We start from the raw sequence: 24,309 nt of genomic DNA on the forward strand, positions 1-24,309 counted from the left end.
GGCCATTGTCGCTCGTGGGCTACTTCAGTCGCTCGGCGATACGCCCCCGCATGGCGGCCATCGTGAACCCGCGCGGGTCCACCTTCCCGGGCTGCCACTCCAGGTGGCCGATGACCGACCGGTGCGTCCAGCCGTGCTGCCGGCAGATCGCGGCGGAGGCGCGCTCGATGGCCTCCAGCTGCACCTCGGGCCAGGGGTCCTTGCCGTCGCCGAGGTTCTCGCACTCGAAGCCGTAGAAGTGGCGGTTGCCGTCGGTGTTCGCCTCGTTGTCCGGCGGCAGCGCCTTCTCCGCGATCACCGCGCGCAGCACGTCGTCGTCGCCGAGCCCCGCGTGGTTGGCGCGGCCGTAGCCGACGAGGTGGACCCTGCCGTCCTTGGTGATGACGCCGTGGCACAGCGGGCCGGGCAGGCCTTCGTAGCCCTTGCGGCAGAGCTCGACGGTCCGGGCGCTGCCCCGGGTCACGGTGTGGTGGATCATGACACCGTGCACGGGGCCCCAGGGGCCCTTGTGGTTGCGGTTGTGCTCTCTCCAGTCGCCCACCTCGACGACGGTCAGGCCCTCGTCCCGCAGGCAGTCGAGGAAACGGTTCGCGGACAGGGGTGAGGCCATCGGTGCCTCCTTCGCGGCGCGACGGCCGCCCGGCGCGGCCGCCTCGTACATGCTGCTTGTACCGAACGCGGAAGAAACGGAACCTCCCGTTCGTACATCGAGCGAGCGTATTCGGCCACTGTGCGTGCGCGGACGCCGTGCGAGGCGGAACCCATATGTGCCCAGGGGGAGTTGATCCATTCCCGCTCTTTCGGGTAATAGCACGATCACTGTCCGTGCTGGAAGGCTTCTCCGTGGAGATCGGTGCCCGGGGCAATCCGTTGCCAGGGCATGACCGGGAGGGCAATTCCTTATGTCGGTAGGCGAAGAGGTCCGCACGGAGCAGGGCAGGCCGCAGCAGAGCCTCGGCACGGCGGCCGCGCGGAACCTGGCCACCACGACCAAGTCCGTACCCCAGATGCAGGAGATCAGCTCGCGCTGGCTGCTGCGCATGCTGCCGTGGGTGGATGTACAGGGCGGCACGTACCGCGTGAACCGGCGACTCAGCTACGCCGTGGGAGACGGACGCATCACCTTCGTGAAGACCGGCGACCGTGTCGAGGTCATCCCCGCGGAGCTGGGCGAACTGCCGGCGCTGCGGTCCTACGAGGACGAGGAGGTGCTGACCGAGCTCGCGCACCGCTGCGAGCAGCGCGAGATCGCGGCGGGCGAGGTGATCGCCGGCTTCGGCAACCAGACCGACGAGGTCTACCTGCTGGCGCACGGCAGGGTGGAGAAGATCGGCACCGGCCCGTACGGCGACGACGAGAGCCTCGGTGTGCTCGCGGACGGCGCGTACCTGGGCGAGCAGGCGCTGCTCGACCCCGACGCCATCTGGGAGTTCACGGCCCGCGCCATCACCCCCTGCACGGTCCTCGTGCTCTCCCGGCAGCATGTCGAGCAGCTCGCCGAGCGCTCGGACTCGCTGCGGGAGCACCTGGAGGAGCGGCGCGCGCTGCCGCAGCAGCGCACCAACAAGTACGGCGAGAAGGCGATCGACCTCGCGGCCGGTCACGCGGGCGAGCCGGACATCCCGCACACCTTCGTGGACTACGAGGCGCGACCCCGCGAGTACGAACTGAGCATCGCCCAGACGGTGCTGCGCATCCACTCGCGCGTGGCCGATCTGTACAACCAGCCGATGAACCAGACCGAGCAGCAACTCAGGCTGACGGTCGAGGCGCTGAAGGAGCGCCAGGAGCACGAGCTGATCAACAACCGTGAGTTCGGGCTCCTCACCAACTGCGAGTACGACCAGCGGATCCAGCCGCACGACGGGGTGCCCGGCCCCGACGACATGGACGAACTGCTCAGCCGCCGGCGCGGGACCAAGATGTTCCTGGCCCACCCGCGCGCGATCGCGGCGTTCGGCCGTGAGCTCAACAAGCGGGGCCTGGTGCCGGAGACGATCGACGTCGGCGGCAACCGCATCCCGACCTGGCGCGGTGTCCCGATCTACCCCTGCGGCAAGATCCCGGTCACCGAGGCCCGCACCACCTCGATCATCGCGATGCGTCTGGGCGAGGCGGACCAGGGCGTGATCGGCCTGCGCCAGTCCGGCATCCCGGACGAGCTGGAACCGAGCCTGTCGGTGCGGTTCATGGGCATCAACGAACAGGCCGTCATCAAGTACCTCGTGACGGCCTACTACTCGGCGGCGGTCCTGGTGCCGGACGCGCTCGGCGTGCTGGAGAACGTCGAGATCGGCCGCTGGCGGTGACCTACCCGGTCCGGGTGTCGTGTCCCCGCCCGACAGGGCGGGTACACCTCGGGGTACGCGCCCGGCCGGAGCGCAGGCGCCGCTGCCCGCAGACTCTCCGAGGGGGGACCTCGCTCGTATGACAGAGTCCGTGACCGAGTCGAAGGACCAGTCCCCGGCACCGGCCGTGCGGCGCACGGCCGGTGTGCCCGGGGTCCGGAGCCCCGTCGCACCCCGGGCGGACGGCGGACCGGAGGCCCTCGACGGTCCCGAGGCCGTGGTGATCCTGGAGCGTGCGCGGGCTTCGGTGGACCCGGAGTTGCACGCGGCGATCGACTCGCTGCCCGCCGCGATGCGCCGGGTCGCGCGCTACCACTTCGGCTGGGAGCACGCCGACGGCACGCCCGCGTCCGGCAACGCGGGCAAGGCGATCCGGCCGGCGCTCGTCCTCGCCGCGGCGTCCGCCCTCGGCGGGGCCCAGGCGCAGACGAGCGCGGTGCGGGCGGCCGCGGCGGTGGAACTGGCGCACAACTTCACCCTGCTGCACGACGACGTGATGGACCGGGACACCACGCGGCGGCACCGGCCCACCGCGTGGACGGTGTTCGGCACCAACGACGCGATCCTCGCCGGTGACGCCCTCCAGGCGCTCGCCCTGCGACTGCTCGCGCAGGACCCGCATCCCGCCTCCTCGGCGGCCGCCGCACGGCTCGCGTCCTGTGTCGTCGAGCTGTGCGAGGGCCAGCAGATCGACACGGCCATGGAGCGGCGCGGGCCCTCGGAGGTCACCCTCGACGAGGTGCTCGCCATGGCCGAGGCCAAGACCGGGGCGCTGCTGGGGTGCGCGTGCGCGGTCGGCGGGCTGTACGCCGGTGCGGACCCGGCCGAGGTCGAGGCGCTGGACGCCTTCGGCCGACAGGCCGGGCTCGCCTTCCAGCTCATCGACGACGTCATCGGCATATGGGGTGACCCCCGCCATACCGGCAAGCCGGCCGGGGCCGATCTGGCGGCCCGCAAGAAGTCCCTGCCGGTCGTCGCCGCGCTGTCCTCGGGAACACCGGCCGCCGTCGAGCTCGCCGAGCTGTACGAGGTGCCGTACGAGGGCGGGGACCTGGAACCCACGGTGCTGGCCGTGGAGCGGGCGGGCGGACGCGACTGGGCGCAGGTCCAGGCGTCCGAACGGATGGCGCGGGCGATGCAGGAGCTGTCCCGGGCCATTCCCGACCCGCAGGAGGCCGGCGGACTGCTCGCCCTCGCCGAGTTCGTGACCCGGCGCAGCACCTGAGCGCCGGTGCCGCGAGAAGGACCCGGGCCGGCCGGGGCGTGCGGTTCCTGACCCGCGCGCCCCGGCCGGTTCCGGCTCGGGCGGGTCCCGCACATCCCCACGGTGTGCGGGGCCGGTCCCTGTCGCCCCCCGCCGGAGCCGGTGCGCGCCGTCGGCGACGGCGTGCTCGTGAGGGCGAACAGCAGGAAGCGCCGAGCCGTCGTCCGCCCTACGCTGGGGACATGGACAGCGCACAGCATGTCTGTCCCGACTGTGGACAGCCCGTCGATACGGTCGTCCGGCGCCACAAGACGCTGGGCGCGTGGGTCCCGGTATGGGTGGCCGGACCGTGCCGGAACCCCCACTGCGGAGCGTCCGCCACGGAAGGTGCCGCGTCCGAGCAGGAGCGGCCGGCGACGCCCGCCATGGAAGAGACCGAAACCGAGACAGTGGCCAAGAACCCCTGAGAGCCTTGGCGGAGCCCCGGGGGAAGGCCCCGGACCAGTGCCCGGGAGAAGTGCCGGGAAAAATTCTCCGACCAGGTGTCGAGAATCCCCGGTCGGCTCCGACGTCCCCTGCGAGAGCCGCCCGCGCCGGGTGGCCCGAGTGAAGGAGACGACGATGAAGTACCTGGTCATGGTGCTGGGCTCGCAGGCGGACTACCAGGCGATGCAGGGCAGCGCGTCCAAGGACTCGCCGGCCTGGAACGAGCAGGATCTGCAGGCCATGTACGCGTACATGAGCGCGCTCAACAACGATCTCGCCGAGAGCGGCGAACTGGTCGACGGACAGGGGCTGGCGGAGCCGGCCAGGACCCGGCTGGTCGGCCTCGACGCGGACGGCAAGGCCGTGATCACCGACGGCCCGTACGGCGAGACCAAGGAACTGCTGGCCGGCTACTGGGTGCTGGACTGCGCCAGCCTGGAGCGGGTCACGGAGATCGCCGAGCGGGTGGCCCGCAGCCCGCAGCCCGCGGGCGCCCCGGAGTACCCGGTGGTGATCCGGCCGATCATGGACGGCTCCGGCGACCTCGGCTGACCGGTACCGATGCACCGCACCGACGAGGTCGAGGACCTGCTGCGCCGCAACGCGCCGCAGGTCCTCGGCGCGCTCGTACGCCGCTACGGGCATTTCGACGCCGCCGAGGACGCCGTGCAGGAGGCGTTGCTGGCGGCAGCCGGGCAGTGGCCCTCGACGGGGATTCCGGACAATCCGCGGGGCTGGCTGATCAAGGTCGCCGCGCGGCGGCTCACGGACACACTGCGCAGTGAGGCGGCGCGGCGGCAACGGGAGGAGCGGGCGGCGGCGCTCACCCCGCGCGACGCGTTCACCGCTCCGGCCCCGGGCACGGACCGGGCGCCGCGCGAGGACGACACCCTGACGCTCCTCTTCCTGTGCTGCCACCCCGACCTGACCCCGCCCGCGCAGATCGCCCTCACCCTGCGCGCGGTCGGCGGCCTGACCACGGCCGAGATCGCCCGTGCCCACCTGGTGCCCGAGCCGACCATGGCCCAGCGGGTCAGCCGGGCCAAGCAGAAGGTGCGGGGCGTGCGCTTCGGCCGACCCGACAACTGGCGGGACCGGCTGCCCGCCGTCCTGCACACCCTCTACCTGATCTTCAACGAGGGCTACACCGCCACCTCCGGCGCCGCGCTCCAGCGCCGCGAACTGGCCGGCGAGGCGATCCGGCTCACCCGAACGGTCCAGCGCCTGCTCCCGGACGACGGCGAGGTGGCCGGACTGCTGGCCCTGATGCTGCTGACCGACGCCCGTCGCGAGGCCCGGGCGGGAGCGCACGGGGAGCTGATCCCCCTCGACGAGCAGGACCGGACCCGCTGGGACAAGGCGGCGATCGACGAGGGCGTCGCCCTGGTCACCCGGGCGCTGTCCGGTGGCCGCCCGGGCCCGTACCAGCTGCGCGCCGCCATCGCCGCCGTGCACGACGAGGCCCCGTCGGCTGAGGCGACCGACTGGCGGCAGATCCTCGGACTCTACGAGGTCCTCGTCCGCCTGGTACCCGGCCCCGTCGAACGGCTCAACCGTGCCGTCGCCGTCGCCATGGTGCGCGGCCCGCGGGCGGGCCTCGCCGAACTGGACGCGCTGGCCGGCGACCTGGGCGCCGGTCACCGCCTCGACGCGGTGCGGGGGCATCTGCTGGAGCGGACGGGGGAGTACGAGGCCGCCCGCGCCGCCTACGAGTCGGCGGCCGGCAGAACGCTGAGCCTGCCGGAGCAGCGTTACCTCAAGGCGCGGGCGGCACGGCTGAAGCCGTAGCGACGCGCGTCGTCATGGACGGGCGGGCAGCCCGCCCGTCTCCGGGTCCCGGCCGGTCAGGCAGTAGGTGCCGCCCGCCGGGTCGCGCATCACCGTCCAGTGGGCGCCGGCGGCGACCGACGTGGCCCCGAGCCGTTCGTGTTCGGCGCGGGTGGCGGCGACGTCCGCGCAGGCCAGGTCCAGGTGGGCGGTGAGGGGCCGTTCGGCGCCGAGCCGCTGGAGCAGCACCCGCACGGGCAGTCCGGTCGGCGGCCTGAGCACATGGAACTCGGGGCGGGTGCCGGGCGCGGACTCCCAGCCGGCCAGCAGCCCGGTCCAGAAGCCCACCTCGGCGTCGTACGCCGAGGGCGGCACGTCGACGCACACCTGATCGAGCCGGCTGCCCCGCACGACGGGCGGCCGCACCGACTCCCCGTGCCACGGCACGGCACACAGCAGCTGACCGGCCGGCGAGCGCAGCACGGTCCACCCCTCGTGGCCGGCGGCCACCTCGGCCCCGGCCCGCACCGCCGACGCGGAGAACCCGTCCACGTCGTCGACGGCGAAGTCGAGATGCGCGCCCCCGGGCCCCTCCTGGACGCCCTGGACCTTCACGCACGCGTCCGTCCCCGTGGCCGGCAGGAGGGTGACGAACTCCCCCCGGCGCGTGGAGAGCCGGGTGTCCGTGACGGCGGTCCAGAACGACTCGGCCGACGGGAGCCGCTCGGCGGGGCGGTCGATGAAGGCGTAGGTCCAGTGGATCGTCATGGCGGCGATCGTAGGCCGCGGGGCCGGTCACGAGGGGGGAAGGTCCGGCCCGGAGACCGGAAGTCCAGACGGAGCCTTTGCCTGTCGTTCAACGGCAGTTGGGACGGGGTGGAACATGGAGATGCATGGACCACATCACGTTCCTCGTGGCGGTCGTCATCGTCACCGCGCTCGCCTTCGACTTCACCAACGGATTCCACGACACGGCGAACGCGATGGCCACCTCCATCGCCACCGGCGCGCTGCGCCCCAGAACAGCGGTCCTGATCAGCGGCGTCCTCAATGTCGTGGGCGCCTTCCTGTCCACCGAGGTGGCCAGGACGATCTCGGGCGGCATCGTGGACGACTCCCTGGTCACACCAGGGATGATCTTCGCGGGGCTGGTCGGGGCGATCCTGTGGAACCTCCTGACCTGGCTGCTCGGCCTGCCGTCGAGTTCGTCGCACGCGCTGTTCGGCGGGCTGATCGGGGCGGTGTGGGTCGGCGCGGGCACGCACGGCGTCAACTTCGCCATGGTGGTCGAGAAGGTGATCATCCCGGCGATCGCCTCCCCGTTGGTCGCCGGCGTCGCGGCCCTGGTGGCGACGTACCTCGCCTACCGGATCACCGCCCGTGCCCGCCGCGGCCCGGTCGAGCGGCGGTTCCGGGCCGGGCAGGTGGCCTCGGCCTCGCTGGTCTCGCTCGCGCACGGCACCAACGACGCGCAGAAGACCATGGGCGTGATCACGCTGACCCTCATCACGGCGGGCGCACTCAGCCCCGGCTCCGGGCCGCCTCTGTGGGTGATCGCCTCGGCCGGCCTCGCCATCGGCCTCGGCACCTATCTCGGCGGCTGGCGGATCATCCGGACGATGGGCAAGGGCCTGACGGAGATCCAGTCACCGCAGGGCTTCGCGGCGGAGACCGCCTCCACCGCCGTCATCCTCTCCTCGGCGCACCTCGGGTTCGCGCTGTCCACCACCCAGGTCTGCTCCGGCAGCATCCTGGGCGCCGGCCTCGGGCGCCGGCTCGCGGAGGTGCGCTGGGGGGTGGCCGGCCGGATGCTGGTCGCCTGGACGGTCACCCTGCCCGCCGCCGCGCTGGTCGGCGGCCTCGCGGCGAGCGCGGTCACGCACGGCGGCAACCTGGGCACCGCGCTGGTCGCACTGGTCGGCCTGGCCCTCGCCGGCGGCATCTTCGTCCTGTCGCGCCGCAATCCGGTGGACGCCCGCAACGTCAACGAGTCCCACGAGGTGACCCTTCGGGCCGCCTCGCACGACAAGGTCGGGACGGCCACCTGAAGCAAGGAGTTGAGCATCGATGCAGCTGCACTGGAGCGCGCTCGGCGAGGTCGCCGCGGTGAGCCTCGGCGCCACCGTGGCGGTGGTCGTCGTCTTCGCGCTCGGCGTCCTCGGACTCGACCGGGTGGCCGACGGGCGTGAGAAGGGACGCGGGACCCCGGTACTGGCCCTGACCCAGGCGGGGGTGTGCTTCCTCGCGTGCGCGGCCGTGGTGGCGTACGGGATCTATCTGCTCGTGCCCCACTTCCACTGAGGCACAGGACGGCGACGGGGCCCGGCCGTCGTGCGGCCGGGCCCCGTCGTTCGCTCTGACTGGCGGTGGTGCACCGACCGCCGGTCCGGTGCGAAGGTCAGGCCTTCTTGGTCTCCCAGAAGATCTTGTCGATCTGGGCGATGTAGTCGAGGGCCTTCTGGCCGGTGGCCGGGTCGGTCGACGCCTTGGCGGCCGAGAGGGCCTTCAGGGTGTCGTTGACCAGCTGGTGCAGCTCCGGGTACTTCTCGAAGTGCGGGGGCTTGAAGTAGTCGCTCCAGAGCACCGAGACGTGGTGCTTGGCAAGCTCGGCGCGCTGTTCCTTGATCGTGGTGGCACGAGCCTGGAAGTGCGGGTCGTCGTTGCCGGCCATCTTTTCCTGGACGGCCTTGACCGACTCCGCCTCGATGCGGGCCTGGGCCGGGTCGTACACACCGCAGGGCAGGTCGCAGTGCGCGCTGACCGTGACCTTGGGGGCAAACAGGCGGGAAAGCATGGAGCATTCCTTCCTCGTGATCGTCTTCTCAGGGGGGACATTACTCCCTGAGCGACTTGATTTCGCGGGTGCCCCCATGGGCTTAGGACAAAAGTCCGGGGTGAGACTGAGACTGGTGGAGGATCGAACCGGGGAGGTGCCGGGGATGCCGGAGCTGTCGCAGGAGACCGAGCGCGAAAGGGGCGTCCCGCCCTTCGGACTGGCCGAGGTGACCGGGCCGTCCATGGTGCCGACGCTGTACCACGGGGATCGGCTCCTGCTGCGCTACGCCGCCCGGGTCAGGCCCGGTGACGTCGTCGTGCTGCGCCACCCCTTCCAGCAGGACCTGCTCGTCGTCAAGCGGGCGGCGGAGCGCCGCGAGGGCGGCTGGTGGGTGCGCGGCGACAACGCGTACGCGGGCGGGGACAGCACCGACTACGGGGTCGTGCCCGACGAGCTGGTCCTCGGCCGGGTGCTGTTCCGGTACCGGCCGCGGGGGCCGGGTCAGCGCTCGCCGCTGGCGGCGCTGCGCTGGGCGCTCTCGGCGGCCAGGCCCGTGTTCTGCGACCGGTCGGCCTCCAGGCGTTTGCGCGCCCGGTAGGCGGCCACGTTGGCGCGGGTGGCGCAGCGGTCGGAGCAGTAGCGCCGGGAGCGGTTGGTGGACGTGTCGAGGTAGGCGTTGTGGCACGGCGACGCCTCGCACAGTCCCAGGCGGTCCACGCCGTGCTCGGTGAGATGGAAGGCGAGGCCCATCGCCGCGATCGCCGCATAGCCGGCGGTCGCGTTCGACGGGTGGTCCGCGAGGTGCATGTGCCACAGCGGGCGGCCGTCGTCGTCCCGGAAGTCGTGTCCGGAGATCTGGGGGCTGACCGGGAACTCCAGCAGCAGGGAGTTCAGCAGGTCCACGGCCAGGGTCTCGTCGCCGCCGTCGGCGGCCTCGAAGACCGCGCGCAGCCGGGCCCGGACCGAGCGGAAACGCGTCACGTCGGCGTCGGTGGCGCGACGGGCCGCGGACTGGTTGGCACCGAAGAGCTCCCGGACGGCCTCGACCGACGTCAGCGAGTCCTTGCCCCGGGCCGGCTCCTCGCTGTTGACGAGGCGTACGGCGTAGTCCGAGTAATAGGCCAGTTCCACTTGTAGTCCTTACGGAGGGGCTCTATGGTCAAGTCTGCGGTCGCGTAACAGCTGATCGTGCTTCCAGGGTATTACGTAGGCGGTTCAAGAAGGGGTTCCCATGACGACCGGCATCGGCACCGACTGGAACGCGTGGCAGGAGAGCTGGGACCGGCAGCAGGAGTGGTACATGCCGGACCGCGAGGAGCGCTTCCGGGTCATGCTCGACATGGTCGAGGCGTTCGCCGGCACCGCGCCGCGCGTGCTGGACCTCGCCTGCGGCACCGGAACCATCACCGCCCGCCTGCTGTCCCGCTTCCCCGAGGCGACCAGCACCGGCATCGACCTCGACCCGGCGCTGCTCACCATCGCCCGCGGCACGTTCGAGGGCGACGGGCGGGTCTCGTTCGTCGAGGCCGACCTCAAGGATCCGGACTGGCCCGCGCGGCTGCCGCACACGACGTACGACGCGGTCCTGACCGCCACCGCGCTGCACTGGTTCCACGCCGAGCCCCTTCGGGCGCTCTACGGCCGGATCGCCGGGGTCGTGCGGCACGGCGGGGTCCTCCTGAACGCCGACCACATGATCGACGAGGCGACACCCCGCATCAACGCCGCCGAGCGCGCCCTGCGCCAGGCGCGCAGGAACCGGGCACAGCAGGAGGGCGCCCTCGACTGGGCCGACTGGTGGCAGCTGGCCGCCGAGGACCCGGCCCTCGCCGAGCCCACCGCCCGCCGCTTCGAGATCTACGGCGAGCACGCGGACGGCGACATGCCGTCGGCGGCGTGGCACGCGCGCGTGCTGCGTGAGCAGGGGTTCGCCGAGGCGCGCCCGGTGTGGTGCTCGCCGTCGGACGCGCTGGTGCTCGCGGTGAAGTAGTCCCCGCGCACGCGAAAGGGGCGGTACGGGAAGTCCGTACCGCCCCTTGTCCCGCTGTGCCGGCCCGCCTACAGCACCTTCGAGAGGAAGGCCTGCGTCCGCTCGTGCTGCGGGTCGGTCAGGACGTCGCGCGGGTTGCCGGACTCGACCACCACGCCGCCGTCCATGAAGACCAGGCTGTCGCCGACCTCGCGGGCGAAGCCCATCTCGTGGGTGACCACGATCATCGTCATGCCGGACTCGGCGAGGTCGCGCATGACGTCGAGGACGTCACCGACCAGCTCCGGGTCGAGCGCCGAGGTCGGCTCGTCGAACAGCATCAGCTTCGGGTCCATGGCGAGGGCCCGGGCGATGGCGACACGCTGCTGCTGACCGCCGGAGAGCTGCGAGGGGTAGTTGCCGGCCTTGTCGGCGAGCCCCACGCGGTCCAGGAGCTCCAGGGCGCGCACCCGGGCCTCGGTCCGGCTGGTGCCCTTGACCTGGATCGGCGCCTCGATGATGTTCTCCACCGCCGTCATGTGCGGGAAGAGGTTGAAGCGCTGGAAGACCATGCCGATGTCACGCCGCTTGAGCGCGACCTCGCTGTCCTTCAGCTCGTAGAGCTTGTCGCCCTTCTGGCGGTAGCCGACGAGCTCGCCGTCGACGTACAGCCGGCCGGCGTTGATCTTCTCCAGGTGGTTGATGCACCGCAGGAAGGTCGACTTGCCGGAGCCGGAGGGGCCGATCAGGCAGAAGACCTCGCCGGTCTTCACCTCCAGGTCGATGCCCTTGAGGACCTCGACGTGGCCGAACGACTTGTGCACGCCCTCGGCCTTGACCATGGGGACGGCGCCGCCCTTCACCGGGGCGCCCGTCTCCTTGACCTCGTCGGTCTTCACGGTCGTCCCGTCCTGCGGGGTCTTGTCGGTCTTCTCGCTCATGCCATGCCTCCCTTCGGGCGGCCGAGGGACAACAGGTTGGCCTTGATCTTCTGCATCGGCGTCGGCGGCAGCGAACGGCTGGAGCCGCGGGCGTAGTACCTCTCCAGGTAGTACTGGCCGACGCTGAAGACCGAGGTCAGCAGCAGGTACCAGGCGGCCGCGAGGAAGAGCATCTCGGCCGGGGCACCCGAGGTCTGACCGATGTCCTGGGCGACGCGGAACAACTCGGAGTACTGGACGACCGAGACCAGCGAGGTCGTCTTCAGCATGTTGATGACCTCGTTGCCCGTCGGCGGCACGATCACGCGCATCGCCTGCGGGATGACGATCCGGCGCAGCGTCTTGGCGTGGCTCATGCCCAGCGCGTGCGCCGCCTCGGTCTGGCCCTCGTCGACCGCGAGCAGACCGGCACGGCAGATCTCCGCCATGTACGCGGCCTCGTTCAGACCGAGGCCGAGCAGCACGGTCAGCAGCGGGGTCATGAAGTCCGACCACTCGTCCCGGTAGAACGGGCCGAGGTTGATGTACTCGAAGACCAGGCCCAGGTTGAACCAGACGATCAGCTGCACCAGGACCGGGGTGCCGCGGAAGAACCAGATGTAGAACCAGGCGATCGAGGAGGTCACCGGGTTGTGCGACTGGCGCATCACCGCCAGCACGATGCCGCCGACGATGCCGATCACCATGGACAGCACGGTCAGCAGCAGCGTGTTGCCCACGCCTTCGAGGACACGGTCGTCGAAGAAGTAGTCGGGGATGGCTCCCCAGTTGATGTTGCCCTGGGAGAACGCGTAGACGACGCTGCCCAGCAGTGCGATCGCGACGACGGCGGTGACGTACCGCCCGTAGTGCCGGACCGGGATGGCCTTGATGGCCTCCGGTCCGGCCGGGGGCGTGCCGGCCGGCCCCGTCGCCTTGTTGTCGGTGTCAACAGTCACGGGTGTTGCCTTTCAGTGCCGCTGGTCGATGACCGCGCGGTCACTTGCCGCCGTTGATGGTGGCCTTGTCGACGGCGCCGTCCTCGACGCCCCACTTCTCTATGATCTTGTCGTACTCGCCGTTGGCGATGATCGCATCCAGGGCGGCCTGCAGGGCGTCACGCAGCTGGGCGTTGTTCTTGGCGACCGCGATGCCGTACGGAGCGGCCTCGACCTGCTCGCCGACCAGCTCGAAGTCGTTGCCGCCGCCGGAGGTCTTCACCGCGTACGCCGCGACCGGGAAGTCGGAGGAGCCGGCGTCGGCGCCGCCCGCGCGCAGCCGGGTCTGGGCCTGCTGGTCGTTGTCGAAGGCCTCGATGGAGAGCTTCTTGTTCTTCGGGCACTTCGCGGCCTCGGCCTTGGCGAGGTCCTCGGAGACCGTGCCGCGCTGCAGCACGATCTTCTTGCCGCACAGGTCGGACCAGGTCTTGATGCCCTGGTCGTCGCCCTTCTTGGTGTAGATCGAGACACCGGCGGTGAAGTAGTCCACGAAGTCGACGCCCTCACCGACCTTCTTGCCGGTGTCGGAGTCGACGCCCTCCTGGCGGTCCTTGGTGTCGGTCATCGCGGACATGGCGATGTCGTAGCGCTTGGAGCGCAGACCGGTGATGAGGGTGTCGAAGGTGCCGTTCTCGAACTCGAAGGTCACGCCGAGCTGCTTGCCCATGGCGGCGGCGAGGTCCGGGTCGATGCCGACCGTCTTGCCGGAGTCGTCCTTGAACTCGACCGGGGCGTAGGCGATGTCCGAGCCGACCTTGATGACGCCCTTGTCGCGGATCTGCTGGGGCAGCTTGTCCGCCAGCGGGGCCGCGCTCTTCGAGGCGGTCTCCGTGGCGTCCGAGCCACCGCTCTCCGTCTGGTCACCGCAACCGGTGAGAAGCAGGGCGCCTGCGACCGCGATCGAGCCGACCGCTGCCAGCCTGGTGCGAGCGGCGGTCGTACGACGGGTGGAGCTTGCGGCCATGGTGGGTTCCTCCGGCGGATGGGTGATGTGCCGATGGGCGGCAGTTGCCGATGGGTCGACGAGAACACACAGCTTCGGGTGTCGCGACCTCGTGTGATTACGGCATCTTGCCATTCGGACTGGCCCATTCAGGTGACCCGTCATGTCAAAATCGGATAACGGGTGACCCCCGAACCAGACCACTCCGGTACATCACGACCGGACCTTCTACGGGAATACCTGCTTCCGGCCGCAAGATCTTCGGCGTGTCTCAGGATGTGGATGTACGGAAGCCGGTGTTTGGTGGCCGTTGCGGCTTTGTCAAGGGTTTAGCGGACCCTTGTCCCCCTATTCAGCCATGAGTCATGTCACCAGCATGTGATCTTCCCGGTGTGGACTCGTCGGCGATGCCCTCCGTCCGGTAAGAAGGTTCTTTACACCCCTCATCCGGGGCTCAGGGCGCGTGTGCGGCGCGCCTGTCGCGTAGCTGCCCGTACGCATCACCGACTGGGCCTACGCGGTGCCCGCCCGCTCCTCACCAGGAGTGGAACCCACCCTCAACCATGAACACTTAAGGGGTCAGACAAAGTGGCAGCGGAGATCGTCAATCCTCGCAGCGACAACGGTGCGGAGAAGGAGGGAGGGGCGGAGCCCCTCGATTCCTTCGATCCGGTGTTCGCGCTGCACCGCGGCGGCAAGATGGCCGTGCAGGCCACCGTGCCGGTCCGCGACAAGGACGACCTGTCCCTGGCGTATACGCCCGGCGTCGCGAAGGTGTGCACCGCGATCGCCGAGCAGCCGGAACTCGTCCATGACTACACGTGGAAGTCGTCCGTCGTCGCCGTCGTGACCGACGGTACGGCCGTGCTCGGACTCGGTGACATCGGGCCCGAGGCCTCCCTTCCCGTGATGGAGGGCAAGGCGATCCTGTTCAAGCAGTTCGGCGGGGTGGACGCGGTGCCGATCGCGCTCGCCTGCACGGACGTGGACGAGATCGTCGAGACCGTGGTCCGCCTCGCTCCCTCCTTCGGCGGCGTGAACCTGGAGGACATCTCGGCGCCGCGGTGCTTCGAGATCGAGCGCAAGCTCCAGGAGCGGCTCGACATCCCGGTCTTCCACGACGACCAGCACGGTACGGCGGTCGTCACGCTGGCGGCCCTGCGCAACGCCGCGCGGCTGACCGGCAAGACGCTCGCCGAACTCCGGGCGGTCATCTCGGGCGCCGGCGCGGCCGGTGTCGCGATCGCGAAGATGCTGGTCGAGGCCGGTATCGGGGACGTCGCGGTCGCGGACCGCAAGGGTGTCGTCTCCGTCGACCGGGAGGACCTCACGCCGGTCAAGCGCGAGGTCGCGGGCTTCACCAACAAGGCCGGGATCTCCGGTTCGCTGGAGGTGGCGCTGGAAGGCGCGGACGTCTTCATCGGCGTCTCCGGCGGAACGGTGCCGGAGGAGGCGGTGGCCTCCATGGCCGAGGGCGCCTTCGTCTTCGCGATGGCCAACCCCACTCCCGAGGTGCACCCCGACGTGGCGCACAAGTACGCGGCGGTCGTGGCCACGGGCCGGTCCGACTTCCCGAACCAGATCAACAACGTGCTGGCGTTCCCGGGGATCTTCGCCGGGGCGCTGCAGGTGCGGGCCTCCCGGATCACCGAGGGCATGAAGATCGCGGCGGCCGAGGCGCTGGCGGGCGTGGTCGGGGACGACCTCGCCGCGGACTACGTCATTCCGTCGCCCTTCGACGAGCGGGTGGCACCCGCGGTGACGGCCGCCGTCGCGGCGGCGGCGCGTGCCGAGGGCGTGGCCCGTCGCTGAGGCTCTTCGTCGGTGGCCCCGCCCTCCTGGGCGGGGCCGCTTTCCTTTTGCCGACGCCCACGCGTTCTTTCTTTGCCGACCCGCCCACCCGTTCGGGTGGCGCGCGGGGCGCGGGCGCCGGCGCGGGACCAGGGGTGTCCTGGCAAGTGGGTATGTGTCACAGGGGCGTGTGGTTCCGTCCGGGCGGGGGCGGAGCCTATCGTCGGGCCCATGTTCGCTGTCTACGCCGCCCGAATCGACCGCGACCAGCCGCTCGGCGGCCTGGAGTTGGGGGAGCGCCCCGCCCCCGAGGCCAGGCCCGGCTGGAGTCTCGTCGACGTCAAGGCCGCCTCCCTCAACCACCACGACCTCTGGTCCCTGCGCGGCGTGGGCCTCGCCGAGGACAAGCTGCCCATGATCCTCGGCTGTGACGCCGCGGGCGTCGACGAGGACGGCAACGAGGTCGTCCTGCACTCCGTCGTCGGCCAGACGGGACACGGGGTCGGCCCGAAGGAGCCCCGCTCCATCCTCACCGAGCGCTACCAGGGCACGTTCGCCGAGCGGGTCGCCGTACCGACCTGGAACGTGCTGCCCAAGCCGAAGGAGCTGTCCTTCGAGGAGGCGGCCTGTCTGCCCACCGCCTGGCTGACGGCCTATCGCATGCTGTTCACCAACGCCGGCGTACGCCCCGGTGACTCGGTGCTCGTGCAGGGCGCCGGCGGGGGTGTCGCCACGGCCGCGATCGCGCTCGGCAAGGCCGCGGGACTGCGGGTCTTCGCGACCAGCCGGGACGAGGCCAAGCGCAAGCGGGCCCTGGAGCTCGGCGCGGTGGAGGCGCTGGAGTCCGGCGCGCGGCTGCCGCAGCGGGTGGACGCCGTGATCGAGACGGTCGGTGCCGCCACCTGGTCGCACTCGGTGAAGTCGCTGCGCCCCGGCGGCACCCTCGTCATCTCCGGTGCCACGAGCGGTGACCGCCCCTCCCACGCCGAACTGACCCGGATCTTCTTCCTGGAGCTGAAGGTCGTCGGTTCCACCATGGGCACCAAGGACGAGCTGGAGGACCTGCTGTCCTTCTGCGCCGCCACCGGTGTCCGCCCGGTCATCGACGAGGTGCTGCCGATGGACCGCGCCCGCGAGGGCTTCGAACGGCTGGAGTCCGGCGAGCAGTTCGGGAAGATCGTGCTCACCAACGGCTGAGGGTTGCTGCCCGTCCCTGTGGCGGCCGGTCCGGAAAGGACCGGCCGCTTCGTGCTGTCAACGAAGGTTGACATGTGCGTCTCTGTCAACCTAAGTTGACATCATGACCGATGCCACGGAACTCGCCGAGCGGGCCGGCGATCGCGATCCACGGGTGGGACTGCGTGCCGTCGCCGCCTTGCGCAGGCTGCTGGAGCAGTTGGAGGCCGTCCAGGTGCGCAGTGCGCGCCGGCAGGGCTGGTCCTGGCAGGAGATCGCCGCGGAACTCGGTGTGAGCAGGCAGGCCGTGCACAAGAAGTACGGGAGGCGATGATGTTCGAGCGGTTCACGAAGGACGCCCGCGCCGTGGTGAAGGGCGCTGTCGAGCACAGCGAGGAGGTCGGGGCGCGCACCGTCGAGGCCGAGCACCTGCTGCTCGCCCTGCTCGATCGCGGTGCCGGCCGGGGCTCGTTCGCGCTGTCCGCGCTCGGGCTGGACCGACGCCGGGACTCCGTGAGGCGGGCACTGGAGGCGGCGCGGCGGCGCGCGGGACTCTCGCAGGCCGACGCCGACGCGCTGGCCGGGCTGGGGATCGATGTCACGGAGATCGTCTCCCGGGTGGAGGAGGCGCACGGGGTGGGTGCGATGTCCGGCGACCCGGGGGACCGGCGCGGGGAGCGGGAGAAAGGACGCCGGGGCGGGCACCGCCCGTTCGGCCGGGAAGCCAAGCACGTGCTGGAGAAGTCCCTGCGTATCGCCCTCGCCCGCCGCGAACGCACCATCGGCGACGAGCACATCCTCCTCGCCCTGACCGCCCGTCCCGGCGTCCCCGCCGAGGTGCTCGCCGACCACGGCGTCACCTACGCGTCGGTGACACGGGTGATCGGCGACGGGGGAGCGGCGAAGGCGGGCTGAGCGGCCGGCGCCGTCCGGCCGGTCCGATTCCGGGCCGCGGTGTCAGTGGTGGGTCCTACGGTGGGCGGTGTCGACGTCGATTCCCGGACGTCCCGGTCGTCCCGTTGCCAAGGAGTTCTTCCATGACAGTGTCCGAGCCGGTGCCGATCGCCTTCGTGCGGACGGACGACGTCGTCCGAGAACCGGTGACGAAGGTCGGCGGGCAGCCCGTGTGGCTGGCGGAACCGCAGTGGCCGTTGTCGCGCAGGACCGGCGAACCGATGGAGTTCCTCGGGCAGTTCGCCCTGGACGACGGGCGTCTGGCCTACCTCTTCATGACGGACGACGAGGACGACTTCATCGACGGCACCTACGAGCCGGAGGCGGGGGAGAACGCGCTCGTGATCCAGCCCGAGGGCCGGATCCCTGGATTCGTGAGGATCGACGCACGGGCCGTCGGTCCGAGCGCGGGCACCGACCATCTGCCGCTCCCCTCTCCGGACGACGCGGACGGTTACGCGGGTGCGAGCGACGAGGGCGCCGGGAGCGCCGAGGGCGACGACGCGGAGGGGGACGACGACGGCCGTCCCCTGCAGTTCCTCGGCGGACCCGGCATCGAGCCCCACTGGCTCCAGGGTGAGGAACTGCCCGGCGAGGGCTGGCGGCTCGTCGTCCAGCTGGACTCCTGCGACCTCCCCTTCGACGTCAACTTCGGCGACGCCGGCGTCGGATACGCCTTCCTCTCGCCGGACGGCAGGGAGGGCCGCTTCCTCTGGCAGTGCTGCTGACGGCGGTGCCGCTGACGGCGGTGCTGCTGACGGCCGTGCTGACGGTCACCCCGTTCGGGGGCCCTACGCCTTCGGCGTCCGCAGCAACGCCCCGATGTGTGCCGCCGCCGTCGACAGATGGCGCCGGGCGTCCCGGAGCTGGTCCTGTGTCACCCCGTGGTCGCGGGCCGCGTCACGGATGTCGTCGCGGAAACGGTCGAGGAGGCGGTCCAGGTCGCGGGCAGGGTCGCCGCTCGGGGAGTCGTCGTGGGCCCAGCCCGGTTCGTGGGCGGCGGGGAAGTCCTCCGGCGTCGTCGAGTACTCCGGGGTGGGCCTGGCCGCTCCGCCGCGCCCGAAGCCGAGGTCCTTGCCGAACTCCTTGCCGAAGTCCTTCCCGAACTCGCCGAACTCCTTGGCGAGTTCCGTCAGACCCTCACGCAGCCCCGTGGGCCAGTCGCCCCGCGCGAAGTGGTCCTGCACCTGCTTCTGCACCTTCTGGGCGATGCGCTGCATCTCCTCCTGTGCCTGCTCATGGGCGCGCTCCTGCGCCTCCTTGGCCTGGCGCCGCGCGCGCTGGGCCTCGTCACGGGCCCGGCGACTCTCGTCCTTGGCGCGCCTGGCCTGTTCCTTCCACTCCTGCTTGACCCGCCGCATCTCCTCCTTCGCGGCGCGCCAGGCCTCCTTGTCGGTGTGGTCGGCGAAGTCCCCGGTGTCGCCGTTGACCGTGCCGGTCCTGCGGGCCTCGGTCGCCGCGGCCCGCATCTCGCGCCGCAGGTCGCCCGCCGCGCCCCGCACGTCGGCACGGATCTCGGCGGCGAGTTCCGCCACCGACTCGCGGATCTCCAGCTCCAGGTCGGCCAGTTCACCGCTGCGGTCGGCCAGCTCGGCGCGTCCGGCGTCCGTGATGGCGTACACCTTGCGGCCGCCCTCGGTGGTGTGGGTGACCAGGCCCTCGGCCTCCAGCTTGGCCAGGCGCGGGTAGACGGTGCCCGCCGACGGCGCGTAGAGCCCCTGGAAGCGCTCCTCCAGGAGGCGGATCACCTCGTAGCCGTGCCGCGGGGCCTCGTCCAGCAGCTTCAGCAGGTAGAGACGGAGACGGCCGTGAGCGAAGACGGGGGGCATGTCAGAGCACCTTCTTGTCGGTCGTGCCATCGGCCGGGGCGCTGGACGCGGTGGTGTCCTCGCCCGGACCGGAATCCGAAGTGTCCCCCGAGGTCGTGTGCTGTCCGTCCGCCGGGGCGGGCCACGGTCCGTCGTCCTCCACGGGCGGGCGGCGCAGCAGCGCGATCGAGCCGGAGACGGTCGTGGCCTTCAGCCGGCCGCTGCCCGCGCCGAGACGTCCCGTGATGCGCTTGGCGCCCCACTGGCCGGTGACCCGGAGGTCCTCGAAGGCGTTGGAGACGGCCCCGCTCGCGGTGTTGGCCTCGACCTCCGCGTCCGCCGGATGCGGCAGCCGGATCGCGATCTCGCCCGAGACGCTGGTCAGGGTGATCTCGCTCGGACCACCCGTCGGGTCGAGGTCGACGATCATCGAGCCGCTCACCGAGTCCGCCTTGACGGAGGAGCCCGCGCCCTCGACCACCGTCAGGTCGCCGGAGACCGAGTTGAAGCGCAGATCGCCCCTGAGTGCCTGGGCCTCGACGCTCCCCGAGACGGTGTCCGCGCGGACCGGTCCCGCGAGCCCGACGAGGGTGGTGTCCCCGGAGATGCCCTTGACCTCGGTGCGTCCGTCGATCCCGGAGACCACGGCGGTGGCGCTGACGGCACCCACCTCCACGCGGGTGCCCGCCGGAACGGCCAGGGAGACCTCGGCGCTGCGACGCCAGCCCTTGCGGTCGAGCCATTTGAGGAAGCCCTTCCAGGGCAGGTCCTCGTAGGCCACCGTGAGCGTGGCGCCCTGCTGGGTGACGATCAGGGGCGGCCCCTCGATCCGGCCGATCTCCAGGCGGGCGGAACCCTCGTCGGTGCCCACCACGTTCACCGCTCCCCCCACGATGCGTACGTGGAGCTCGCTCACGGGCTCGTCGAAGGTGAGCTTCCTCGGCTCGGCGACGGACCATTCGGGCATGGTGCTGACCTCCTCGACCTGCCTGACCGCACGCGGGACGGGACGGACAGACTCGACACGCCATATCGCGTCTTACGTGATTCACGATATATCGTGGCTGTCGGAAGTCAAGACACTCTTTCCGGTGGCTCCTTGCCACCCCACACCCCTCGAAGTAGGGCAAATCGCCACAAGCGGTCACTGTCCGCGGGCATGCCGAAGGAAGGCCTCAGGCCGGAACACACCAGCCCGGCGAGCGCACGCTCCGTTCCCGGGCCCTGACCTCAGGCTCTGTCCTCAGGCCCTGGACCACCTCACAGGACCTGACACCGCCCCCGACCGCCCCCGGCAGCCCCGACCGCCTCCGCGTCCTGGACTCCTACTCCTCGTCCTCGTCGTCGTCGTCCAGTCGCGCCAGCCAGGTGGCCAGGCGCTCCACCGGCACCTCGAAGTCCGGGTTCAGGTCGACGAACGTGCGCAGCTGCTCGGCGAGCCACTCGAAGGTGACCTCCTCCTCGCCGCGCCGCTTCTCCAGTTCTTCGATGCCTCGGTCGGTGAAGTACATGCCTTCAGAATATGCGCCACTTGGCGAGTTAACGGCCTCCCCTGTGCGCGGTACGGAAGGCTGGGGCCGGCGCACCCCCAGGGTGCGCCGGACGGCCGGGACGCAAGCTCGACGGGGGAACGCCATGAGTCACATCCAGGACATCGAACTGCCCGACGGCACGGTGGTGGCCGCCCGGATCGGGAGCGCGGACGCCTACGGCGACCAGGAGGACGTCGGATTCACGCAGACCGCGCTGGCCAAGGTCGCACAGCTCCAGGAGCTGATCACCGCGGTGGGCGGCACGGTGCTCGACGCCGCCCGCGCCGCCGGACCCACGGAGGCCGCCATCACCTTCGGCGTGGAGCTCACCGCCAAGGAGGGCCTCGCCGTCGCCGTCCTCGCCCGCGGCGAGGCCAAGGCCTCGCTCCAGGTCACTCTCACCTGGCAGCTCGACCGCGGGACCGACCCGGACCCGGGGCCCGCCGGCGCATGACCCAGCCCACCGAACGCCTGCACGCCCTGGCCCAGGCCGCCACCGTGCACCTCCTGCCGGCCACCGACGACGACCGGCCCCTGTGGGGCAGCGGCTTCTTCGTGGCCCCCGGCTGGGTGCTCACCGCGGCCCACGTGCTGCGCCGGCATCTGAGGCCGGACCCGGAACTGACCTTCCGGGTGCGGGGCGGGGGCGTCGACGCCGAGGCGCGGCTCGCCGAGTGGCTGCTCACCGACCCCGACCGGCCCGTCGTACCCCTGGACGAGGATCTGGCGCTGGTGCGCCTGCTGGGGGACGCCGACGAGCAGCCCCACGAGTGTGTGTGGCTCGCCGACCGGGCCGTACGGCACTCCGGTCCCGTCAAGGTGTACGGCTACCACCCCGAGCCGCCGCACACCCACGCCCGTGCCGTGGACGCCGACGTCAACGGCCACGAGGACGGCTACGGCCTGATCCTCAAGCCTGACATCGACTTCCCGTCCGGCGTCTCGGGCGGCCCGCTGCTCGACCCGGCCACCGGGGCGGTCGTGGGCCTGGTCAAGTCCCGGCGCAGGGAGCAGGACGGCGGCAAGGCGGTCTCCATCGCCGCGCTGCGGAGGTTCGGCGAGACCTACCGCACCGTCATCGCCGCCCACGACCGGTGGCACGGCACGGAGCCCGTCTCCGAGAGCGGCGACAACTGGATCGACCAGCAGTCCGGTCCCGGCGCCGACGGCGGTGCCGGATGGACGCCGGCGGACCGCCGGGAGGCGCTGAACCTGCTCGCCGCGCTGCCCGCGCCGCCCGACGCGCCGACCGTCGAGGCGCTCGCGACGAGGGCCCGCAGCGGCACCAGGTGGCCGGGACCGCCGCCGGACCTGCGCACCTGGCGCGACGGACACGGGCTCCTCTACGAGGGCGCGCACCCGCTCGACCCGCTCGCGTTCCTGCGCTACCTGAGGTTCGTCGACGCCTATGTGCGGGCCCGGGGCGAACCGAGCGCCCCGCTCGGCGCCTGGATCGAGCGGCGGCTGCGCCGGGACCCGCGCCGCGAGATGCACGCCTTCGTGCGCGACGCGCGACTTCCGGACGACCTGTCCGCCGCCCCGGCCGAGCGGTCCGACCGCGTCGTGATCCCCTACCCGGGCCCCGGCGAGGGCCCCACCGTCGCCGTCCTCCTCGACCCGGTGATCGGCTCGGAGCCCACCCGCTTCTTCTGGCAGGTCTGGCTCGACGACGGGGACGGCGAGGGCGAGCCGGAGCTGTACGCGACCGACGACTCCGTGCACGGCCGTCTCCCCGGGGAACTGGTCCAGGCGCTGCGCAGGCCGCTGGGCGACCTGCTGCGGGCCAAGGACCGGCACGACCGCCCGGTGCCCCTCGAAGTGGCCCTGCCCGCCGAGCACTTCGACACCGCGGTGCACCGCTGGCGGTTCGACGACATCGCCCACCTCGACGACGCCGGACACCTCGGCGCACGCCGCCGGGTGGTACTGCGCTCCCTCGCGCGCCGGGGAGATCCGGACAAACTGTGGGCCGACCGCTGGCAGGGCATGACAGCCCAGCGGCACTTCGCCTGCTGGCGCACCCCGCAGCGCGCAGTGGTGACCACGGGCCGCGGCTACCGGGAGGCGGCCTTCGACCGCATCCCCGTGATGTGCCGCCCGGCCGGCCGCGGACCGGGACGGGCCGCGCTCAGGCTCGCGCTGGAGAACGGGCACGGCGTCGCCCTGTGGCACGTCGACGGCCATGCCACCCGCACCTGCGCCGAGGACTGCGACACCTTCCACGCCAAGGCACAGGAACTGCTCGGCTCCCTCGGCTCGCTGGCCGAGCTCCCCGACCGGCTGCGGCACCTGCGGCAGGACATCAGCGAGCGCCGCGCCGACCACCCGTGGGCCGAACCGCTCGCCTTGCTCTACGACGACCCGGGGCGGCCGCTGCCCGCGGAGGAGACCGAAACCCTGGACGCGCCCCTGTGAGCACCCCGCCCGCGCGGCGGCGCCACGGACGGGCCCTCGCGGCGGGGCGGCCGAGGCGGCCGAAAAGATCGGTGCGAGAGGTCGGATCTGGGTACATTCCGATGGGCCCGTCGTGGGTGCGCGACGCCCCCGTCAGCCAGGACGTGGACCACCACCGACCGTCGACGAGGAGCGCAGCATGAGCGAGTGGTTCGTCTACCAGGGCGACGGGCGCCCGGATCCGGCCAGGATCGACCGGCTGCCCGACCCGCCGCCGTGGCGGGCCTTCGACGCGCCGGTCGTCCCGTACGACGTGCCGGACCTCGACTCCGCCACCCGCCGCAGGCTCGGCGCCGACACCGCGCCGCTGCCGATCCAGGACCCCCTCACCCTCGAACTGGTCAACGCCGCCCTCTACCTGAGGCGCCCGCTGCTGGTCACCGGCGAGCCCGGCGTCGGCAAGTCGACGCTCGCGCACGCCGTCGCCCACGAACTCGGGCTGGGCCGGGTCCTGGAGTGGCCCGTCGTGAGCCGCAGCGAGCTGCGGGACGGCCTCTACACCTACGACGCCATCGGACGGCTCCACGACGCCCAGCTCAGGCGGGCCGGCGAGGACCTCGCACCGCGCGTGCGCCGGCGGCGGACGCACGGACCGGAGTCCGAGGACATCGGCCGGTACATCAAGCTCGGCCCGCTCGGCACCGCGCTGCTCGCCGCCCGGCGGCCCCGCGTGCTGCTCGTCGACGAGCTCGACAAGAGCGACATCGACCTGCCGAACGACCTGCTGAACGTGCTGGAGGAAGGCAGGTTCCCGATCCCCGAACTGGAGCGGATCGCCGACCGTACGCCGGTGGTGCGGGTGCTCACCGACGACGGCCGCAAGGTCGAGGTCACCGAGGGCCAGGTGCGGTGCCGGGCGTTCCCCTTCGTGGTCATGACCAGCAACCGCGAGCGCGAGTTCCCGGCCCCGCTGCTGCGCCGCTGCATCCCGTTGGACCTCAAGGCGCCCCGCGACGAACGGCTCGCCGCGCTGGTCCAGGCGCACTTCGGCCAGGACGCCCACGAGGCGCACCACGACATCGTCGACCACTTCACGGAGGTGGAGGCGGACGGGGCGCTGCGCCCCACCGACCAGCTGCTCAACGCCATCTTCCTGGCACAGCACGCCGCCCGGGACGCGGCGCGGCGCGAGGAGATCGCGGAGCTGCTGATGCAGCCCCTGGACCGCGGGCCCCGGTAGCCG

The 24,309-nt window shown here is 71.6% G+C and carries 27 protein-coding genes; 17 read left to right on the forward strand and 10 right to left on the reverse strand.

The genetic code is table 11. The features are described 5' to 3' along the window. Positions 1-19 precede the first annotated feature (19 nt). Positions 20-610, reverse strand: coding sequence for an N-acetylmuramoyl-L-alanine amidase (locus tag ACZ7LV_RS24540; protein WP_471942177.1), 591 nt, complete (start codon positions 608-610; stop codon positions 20-22). Positions 611-902: 292 nt separating this feature from the next. Between ACZ7LV_RS24540 and ACZ7LV_RS24545 the strand changes: the two genes are divergently transcribed. The 5 genes from ACZ7LV_RS24545 (at position 903) to ACZ7LV_RS24565 (ending at position 5,826) form a co-directional block, all read left to right on the forward strand. After that, positions 903-2,309, forward strand: a complete 1,407-nt coding sequence (locus ACZ7LV_RS24545; protein WP_471942179.1) for a family 2B encapsulin nanocompartment shell protein — start codon at positions 903-905, stop codon at positions 2,307-2,309. A 118-nt stretch (positions 2,310-2,427) separates the two neighbouring features. Beyond that, on the forward strand, positions 2,428-3,573 hold the full coding sequence (locus ACZ7LV_RS24550) for a family 2 encapsulin nanocompartment cargo protein polyprenyl transferase (protein WP_471942181.1): 1,146 nt from the start codon (positions 2,428-2,430) through the stop codon (positions 3,571-3,573). A gap of 221 nt (positions 3,574-3,794) precedes the next feature. Further along, positions 3,795-4,019: a hypothetical protein gene (locus ACZ7LV_RS24555; protein WP_471942183.1), complete on the forward strand. Its 225-nt coding sequence runs from the start codon at positions 3,795-3,797 to the stop codon at positions 4,017-4,019. A 154-nt stretch (positions 4,020-4,173) separates the two neighbouring features. Then, positions 4,174-4,590 carry a YciI family protein gene (locus tag ACZ7LV_RS24560; RefSeq protein ID WP_471942185.1) on the forward strand — a complete coding sequence of 139 codons (417 nt, stop codon included), beginning with the start codon at positions 4,174-4,176 and terminating at the stop codon, positions 4,588-4,590. Between the two features lie 9 nt (positions 4,591-4,599). Then, positions 4,600-5,826 carry an RNA polymerase sigma factor gene (locus ACZ7LV_RS24565; RefSeq protein WP_471942187.1) on the forward strand — a complete coding sequence of 409 codons (1,227 nt, stop codon included), beginning with the start codon at positions 4,600-4,602 and terminating at the stop codon, positions 5,824-5,826. Between the two features lie 12 nt (positions 5,827-5,838). Here ACZ7LV_RS24565 and ACZ7LV_RS24570 read toward each other — a convergent pair whose 3' ends face one another. Beyond that, positions 5,839-6,573, reverse strand: coding sequence for a VOC family protein (locus ACZ7LV_RS24570; protein ID WP_471942189.1), 735 nt, complete (start codon positions 6,571-6,573; stop codon positions 5,839-5,841). Between the two features lie 125 nt (positions 6,574-6,698). Here ACZ7LV_RS24570 and ACZ7LV_RS24575 point away from each other — a divergent pair, with 125 nt between their 5' ends. Both ACZ7LV_RS24575 and ACZ7LV_RS24580 read left to right on the forward strand, forming a co-directional pair. Then, positions 6,699-7,853, forward strand: coding sequence for an inorganic phosphate transporter (locus ACZ7LV_RS24575; RefSeq protein ID WP_471942191.1), 1,155 nt, complete (start codon positions 6,699-6,701; stop codon positions 7,851-7,853). 19 nt (positions 7,854-7,872) lie between these two features. Further along, a complete protein-coding gene (locus ACZ7LV_RS24580) occupies positions 7,873-8,106 on the forward strand; it encodes a hypothetical protein (RefSeq protein ID WP_401673188.1) in 234 nt (77 codons plus the stop codon). A gap of 97 nt (positions 8,107-8,203) precedes the next feature. Here ACZ7LV_RS24580 and sodN read toward each other — a convergent pair whose 3' ends face one another. Then, a complete protein-coding gene (gene sodN, locus ACZ7LV_RS24585; protein WP_401673191.1) occupies positions 8,204-8,599 on the reverse strand; it encodes a superoxide dismutase, Ni in 396 nt (131 codons plus the stop codon). A 145-nt stretch (positions 8,600-8,744) separates the two neighbouring features. Between sodN and sodX the strand changes: the two genes are divergently transcribed. Continuing rightward, positions 8,745-9,179 carry a nickel-type superoxide dismutase maturation protease gene (gene sodX / locus ACZ7LV_RS24590; RefSeq protein ID WP_471942452.1) on the forward strand — a complete coding sequence of 145 codons (435 nt, stop codon included), beginning with the start codon at positions 8,745-8,747 and terminating at the stop codon, positions 9,177-9,179. On the opposite strand, the gene ACZ7LV_RS24595 is transcribed toward sodX, so the two are convergent. Beyond that, a complete protein-coding gene (locus ACZ7LV_RS24595; protein ID WP_471942193.1) occupies positions 9,083-9,712 on the reverse strand; it encodes a CGNR zinc finger domain-containing protein in 630 nt (209 codons plus the stop codon). The two genes, sodX and ACZ7LV_RS24595, sit on opposite strands and share 97 nt — an antisense overlap. A 100-nt stretch (positions 9,713-9,812) precedes the next feature. On the opposite strand from ACZ7LV_RS24595, the gene ACZ7LV_RS24600 reads away from it, so the two are divergent. Next, positions 9,813-10,571, forward strand: coding sequence for a class I SAM-dependent methyltransferase (locus ACZ7LV_RS24600; protein WP_471942195.1), 759 nt, complete (start codon positions 9,813-9,815; stop codon positions 10,569-10,571). Between the two features lie 68 nt (positions 10,572-10,639). Here ACZ7LV_RS24600 and ACZ7LV_RS24605 read toward each other — a convergent pair whose 3' ends face one another. The 3 genes from ACZ7LV_RS24605 to ACZ7LV_RS24615 all read right to left on the reverse strand — a co-directional run bounded on the left by ACZ7LV_RS24605 (position 10,640) and on the right by ACZ7LV_RS24615 (position 13,432). After that, a complete protein-coding gene (locus tag ACZ7LV_RS24605; protein ID WP_471942453.1) occupies positions 10,640-11,392 on the reverse strand; it encodes an amino acid ABC transporter ATP-binding protein in 753 nt (250 codons plus the stop codon). A 95-nt stretch (positions 11,393-11,487) separates the two neighbouring features. Then, a complete protein-coding gene (locus tag ACZ7LV_RS24610; RefSeq protein ID WP_471942197.1) occupies positions 11,488-12,429 on the reverse strand; it encodes an amino acid ABC transporter permease in 942 nt (313 codons plus the stop codon). Positions 12,430-12,469: 40 nt separating this feature from the next. Beyond that, entirely contained in the window at positions 12,470-13,432 is a 963-nt protein-coding gene (locus ACZ7LV_RS24615) for an ABC transporter substrate-binding protein (protein ID WP_401673202.1), read from the reverse strand. Positions 13,433-13,999: 567 nt separating this feature from the next. Here ACZ7LV_RS24615 and ACZ7LV_RS24620 point away from each other — a divergent pair. The 5 genes from ACZ7LV_RS24620 (at position 14,000) to ACZ7LV_RS24640 (ending at position 18,060) form a co-directional block, all read left to right on the forward strand. Beyond that, positions 14,000-15,223: an NAD(P)-dependent malic enzyme gene (locus tag ACZ7LV_RS24620; RefSeq protein WP_471942199.1), complete on the forward strand. Its 1,224-nt coding sequence runs from the start codon at positions 14,000-14,002 to the stop codon at positions 15,221-15,223. 210 nt (positions 15,224-15,433) lie between these two features. Beyond that, positions 15,434-16,399 (forward strand): zinc-binding dehydrogenase, encoded by a 966-nt coding sequence (locus tag ACZ7LV_RS24625; RefSeq protein WP_471942201.1) that lies wholly within the window; start codon positions 15,434-15,436, stop codon positions 16,397-16,399. A gap of 103 nt (positions 16,400-16,502) precedes the next feature. Continuing rightward, entirely contained in the window at positions 16,503-16,712 is a 210-nt protein-coding gene (locus ACZ7LV_RS24630) for a helix-turn-helix domain-containing protein (RefSeq protein WP_471942203.1), read from the forward strand. Then, positions 16,712-17,293 (forward strand): Clp protease N-terminal domain-containing protein, encoded by a 582-nt coding sequence (locus tag ACZ7LV_RS24635; protein WP_471942454.1) that lies wholly within the window; start codon positions 16,712-16,714, stop codon positions 17,291-17,293. The genes ACZ7LV_RS24630 and ACZ7LV_RS24635 overlap by 1 nt, the downstream gene beginning before the upstream one ends. A gap of 122 nt (positions 17,294-17,415) precedes the next feature. After that, on the forward strand, positions 17,416-18,060 hold the full coding sequence (locus ACZ7LV_RS24640; RefSeq protein WP_471942205.1) for a YwqG family protein: 645 nt from the start codon (positions 17,416-17,418) through the stop codon (positions 18,058-18,060). Positions 18,061-18,123: 63 nt separating this feature from the next. On the opposite strand, the gene ACZ7LV_RS24645 is transcribed toward ACZ7LV_RS24640, so the two are convergent. From ACZ7LV_RS24645 to ACZ7LV_RS24655, 3 genes are all read right to left on the reverse strand, one after another. After that, positions 18,124-19,161, reverse strand: a complete 1,038-nt coding sequence (locus tag ACZ7LV_RS24645; RefSeq protein WP_471942207.1) for a PadR family transcriptional regulator — start codon at positions 19,159-19,161, stop codon at positions 18,124-18,126. Position 19,162: 1 nt separating this feature from the next. Then, the gene (locus tag ACZ7LV_RS24650) at positions 19,163-20,107 is read right to left on the reverse strand and encodes a DUF4097 family beta strand repeat-containing protein (protein WP_471942209.1); all 945 of its coding nucleotides are present in this window, start codon (positions 20,105-20,107) and stop codon (positions 19,163-19,165) included. Positions 20,108-20,465: 358 nt separating this feature from the next. Continuing rightward, a complete protein-coding gene (locus tag ACZ7LV_RS24655) occupies positions 20,466-20,651 on the reverse strand; it encodes a DUF6104 family protein (protein ID WP_388889175.1) in 186 nt (61 codons plus the stop codon). Between the two features lie 124 nt (positions 20,652-20,775). On the opposite strand from ACZ7LV_RS24655, the gene ACZ7LV_RS24660 reads away from it, so the two are divergent. From ACZ7LV_RS24660 to ACZ7LV_RS24670, 3 genes are all read left to right on the forward strand, one after another. Continuing rightward, complete coding sequence (locus tag ACZ7LV_RS24660; protein WP_471942211.1) at positions 20,776-21,126, forward strand: CU044_2847 family protein; 351 nt, start codon at positions 20,776-20,778, stop codon at positions 21,124-21,126. Further along, positions 21,123-23,087, forward strand: coding sequence for a VMAP-C domain-containing protein (locus ACZ7LV_RS24665; protein ID WP_471942212.1), 1,965 nt, complete (start codon positions 21,123-21,125; stop codon positions 23,085-23,087). Before ACZ7LV_RS24660 ends, ACZ7LV_RS24665 begins: the two co-directional genes overlap by 4 nt. A gap of 178 nt (positions 23,088-23,265) precedes the next feature. After that, entirely contained in the window at positions 23,266-24,306 is a 1,041-nt protein-coding gene (locus ACZ7LV_RS24670) for an AAA family ATPase (protein WP_471942214.1), read from the forward strand. Positions 24,307-24,309 lie beyond the last annotated feature (3 nt).

The sequence above is a fragment of the Streptomyces sp. NPDC107562 genome (genome assembly GCF_055657325.1).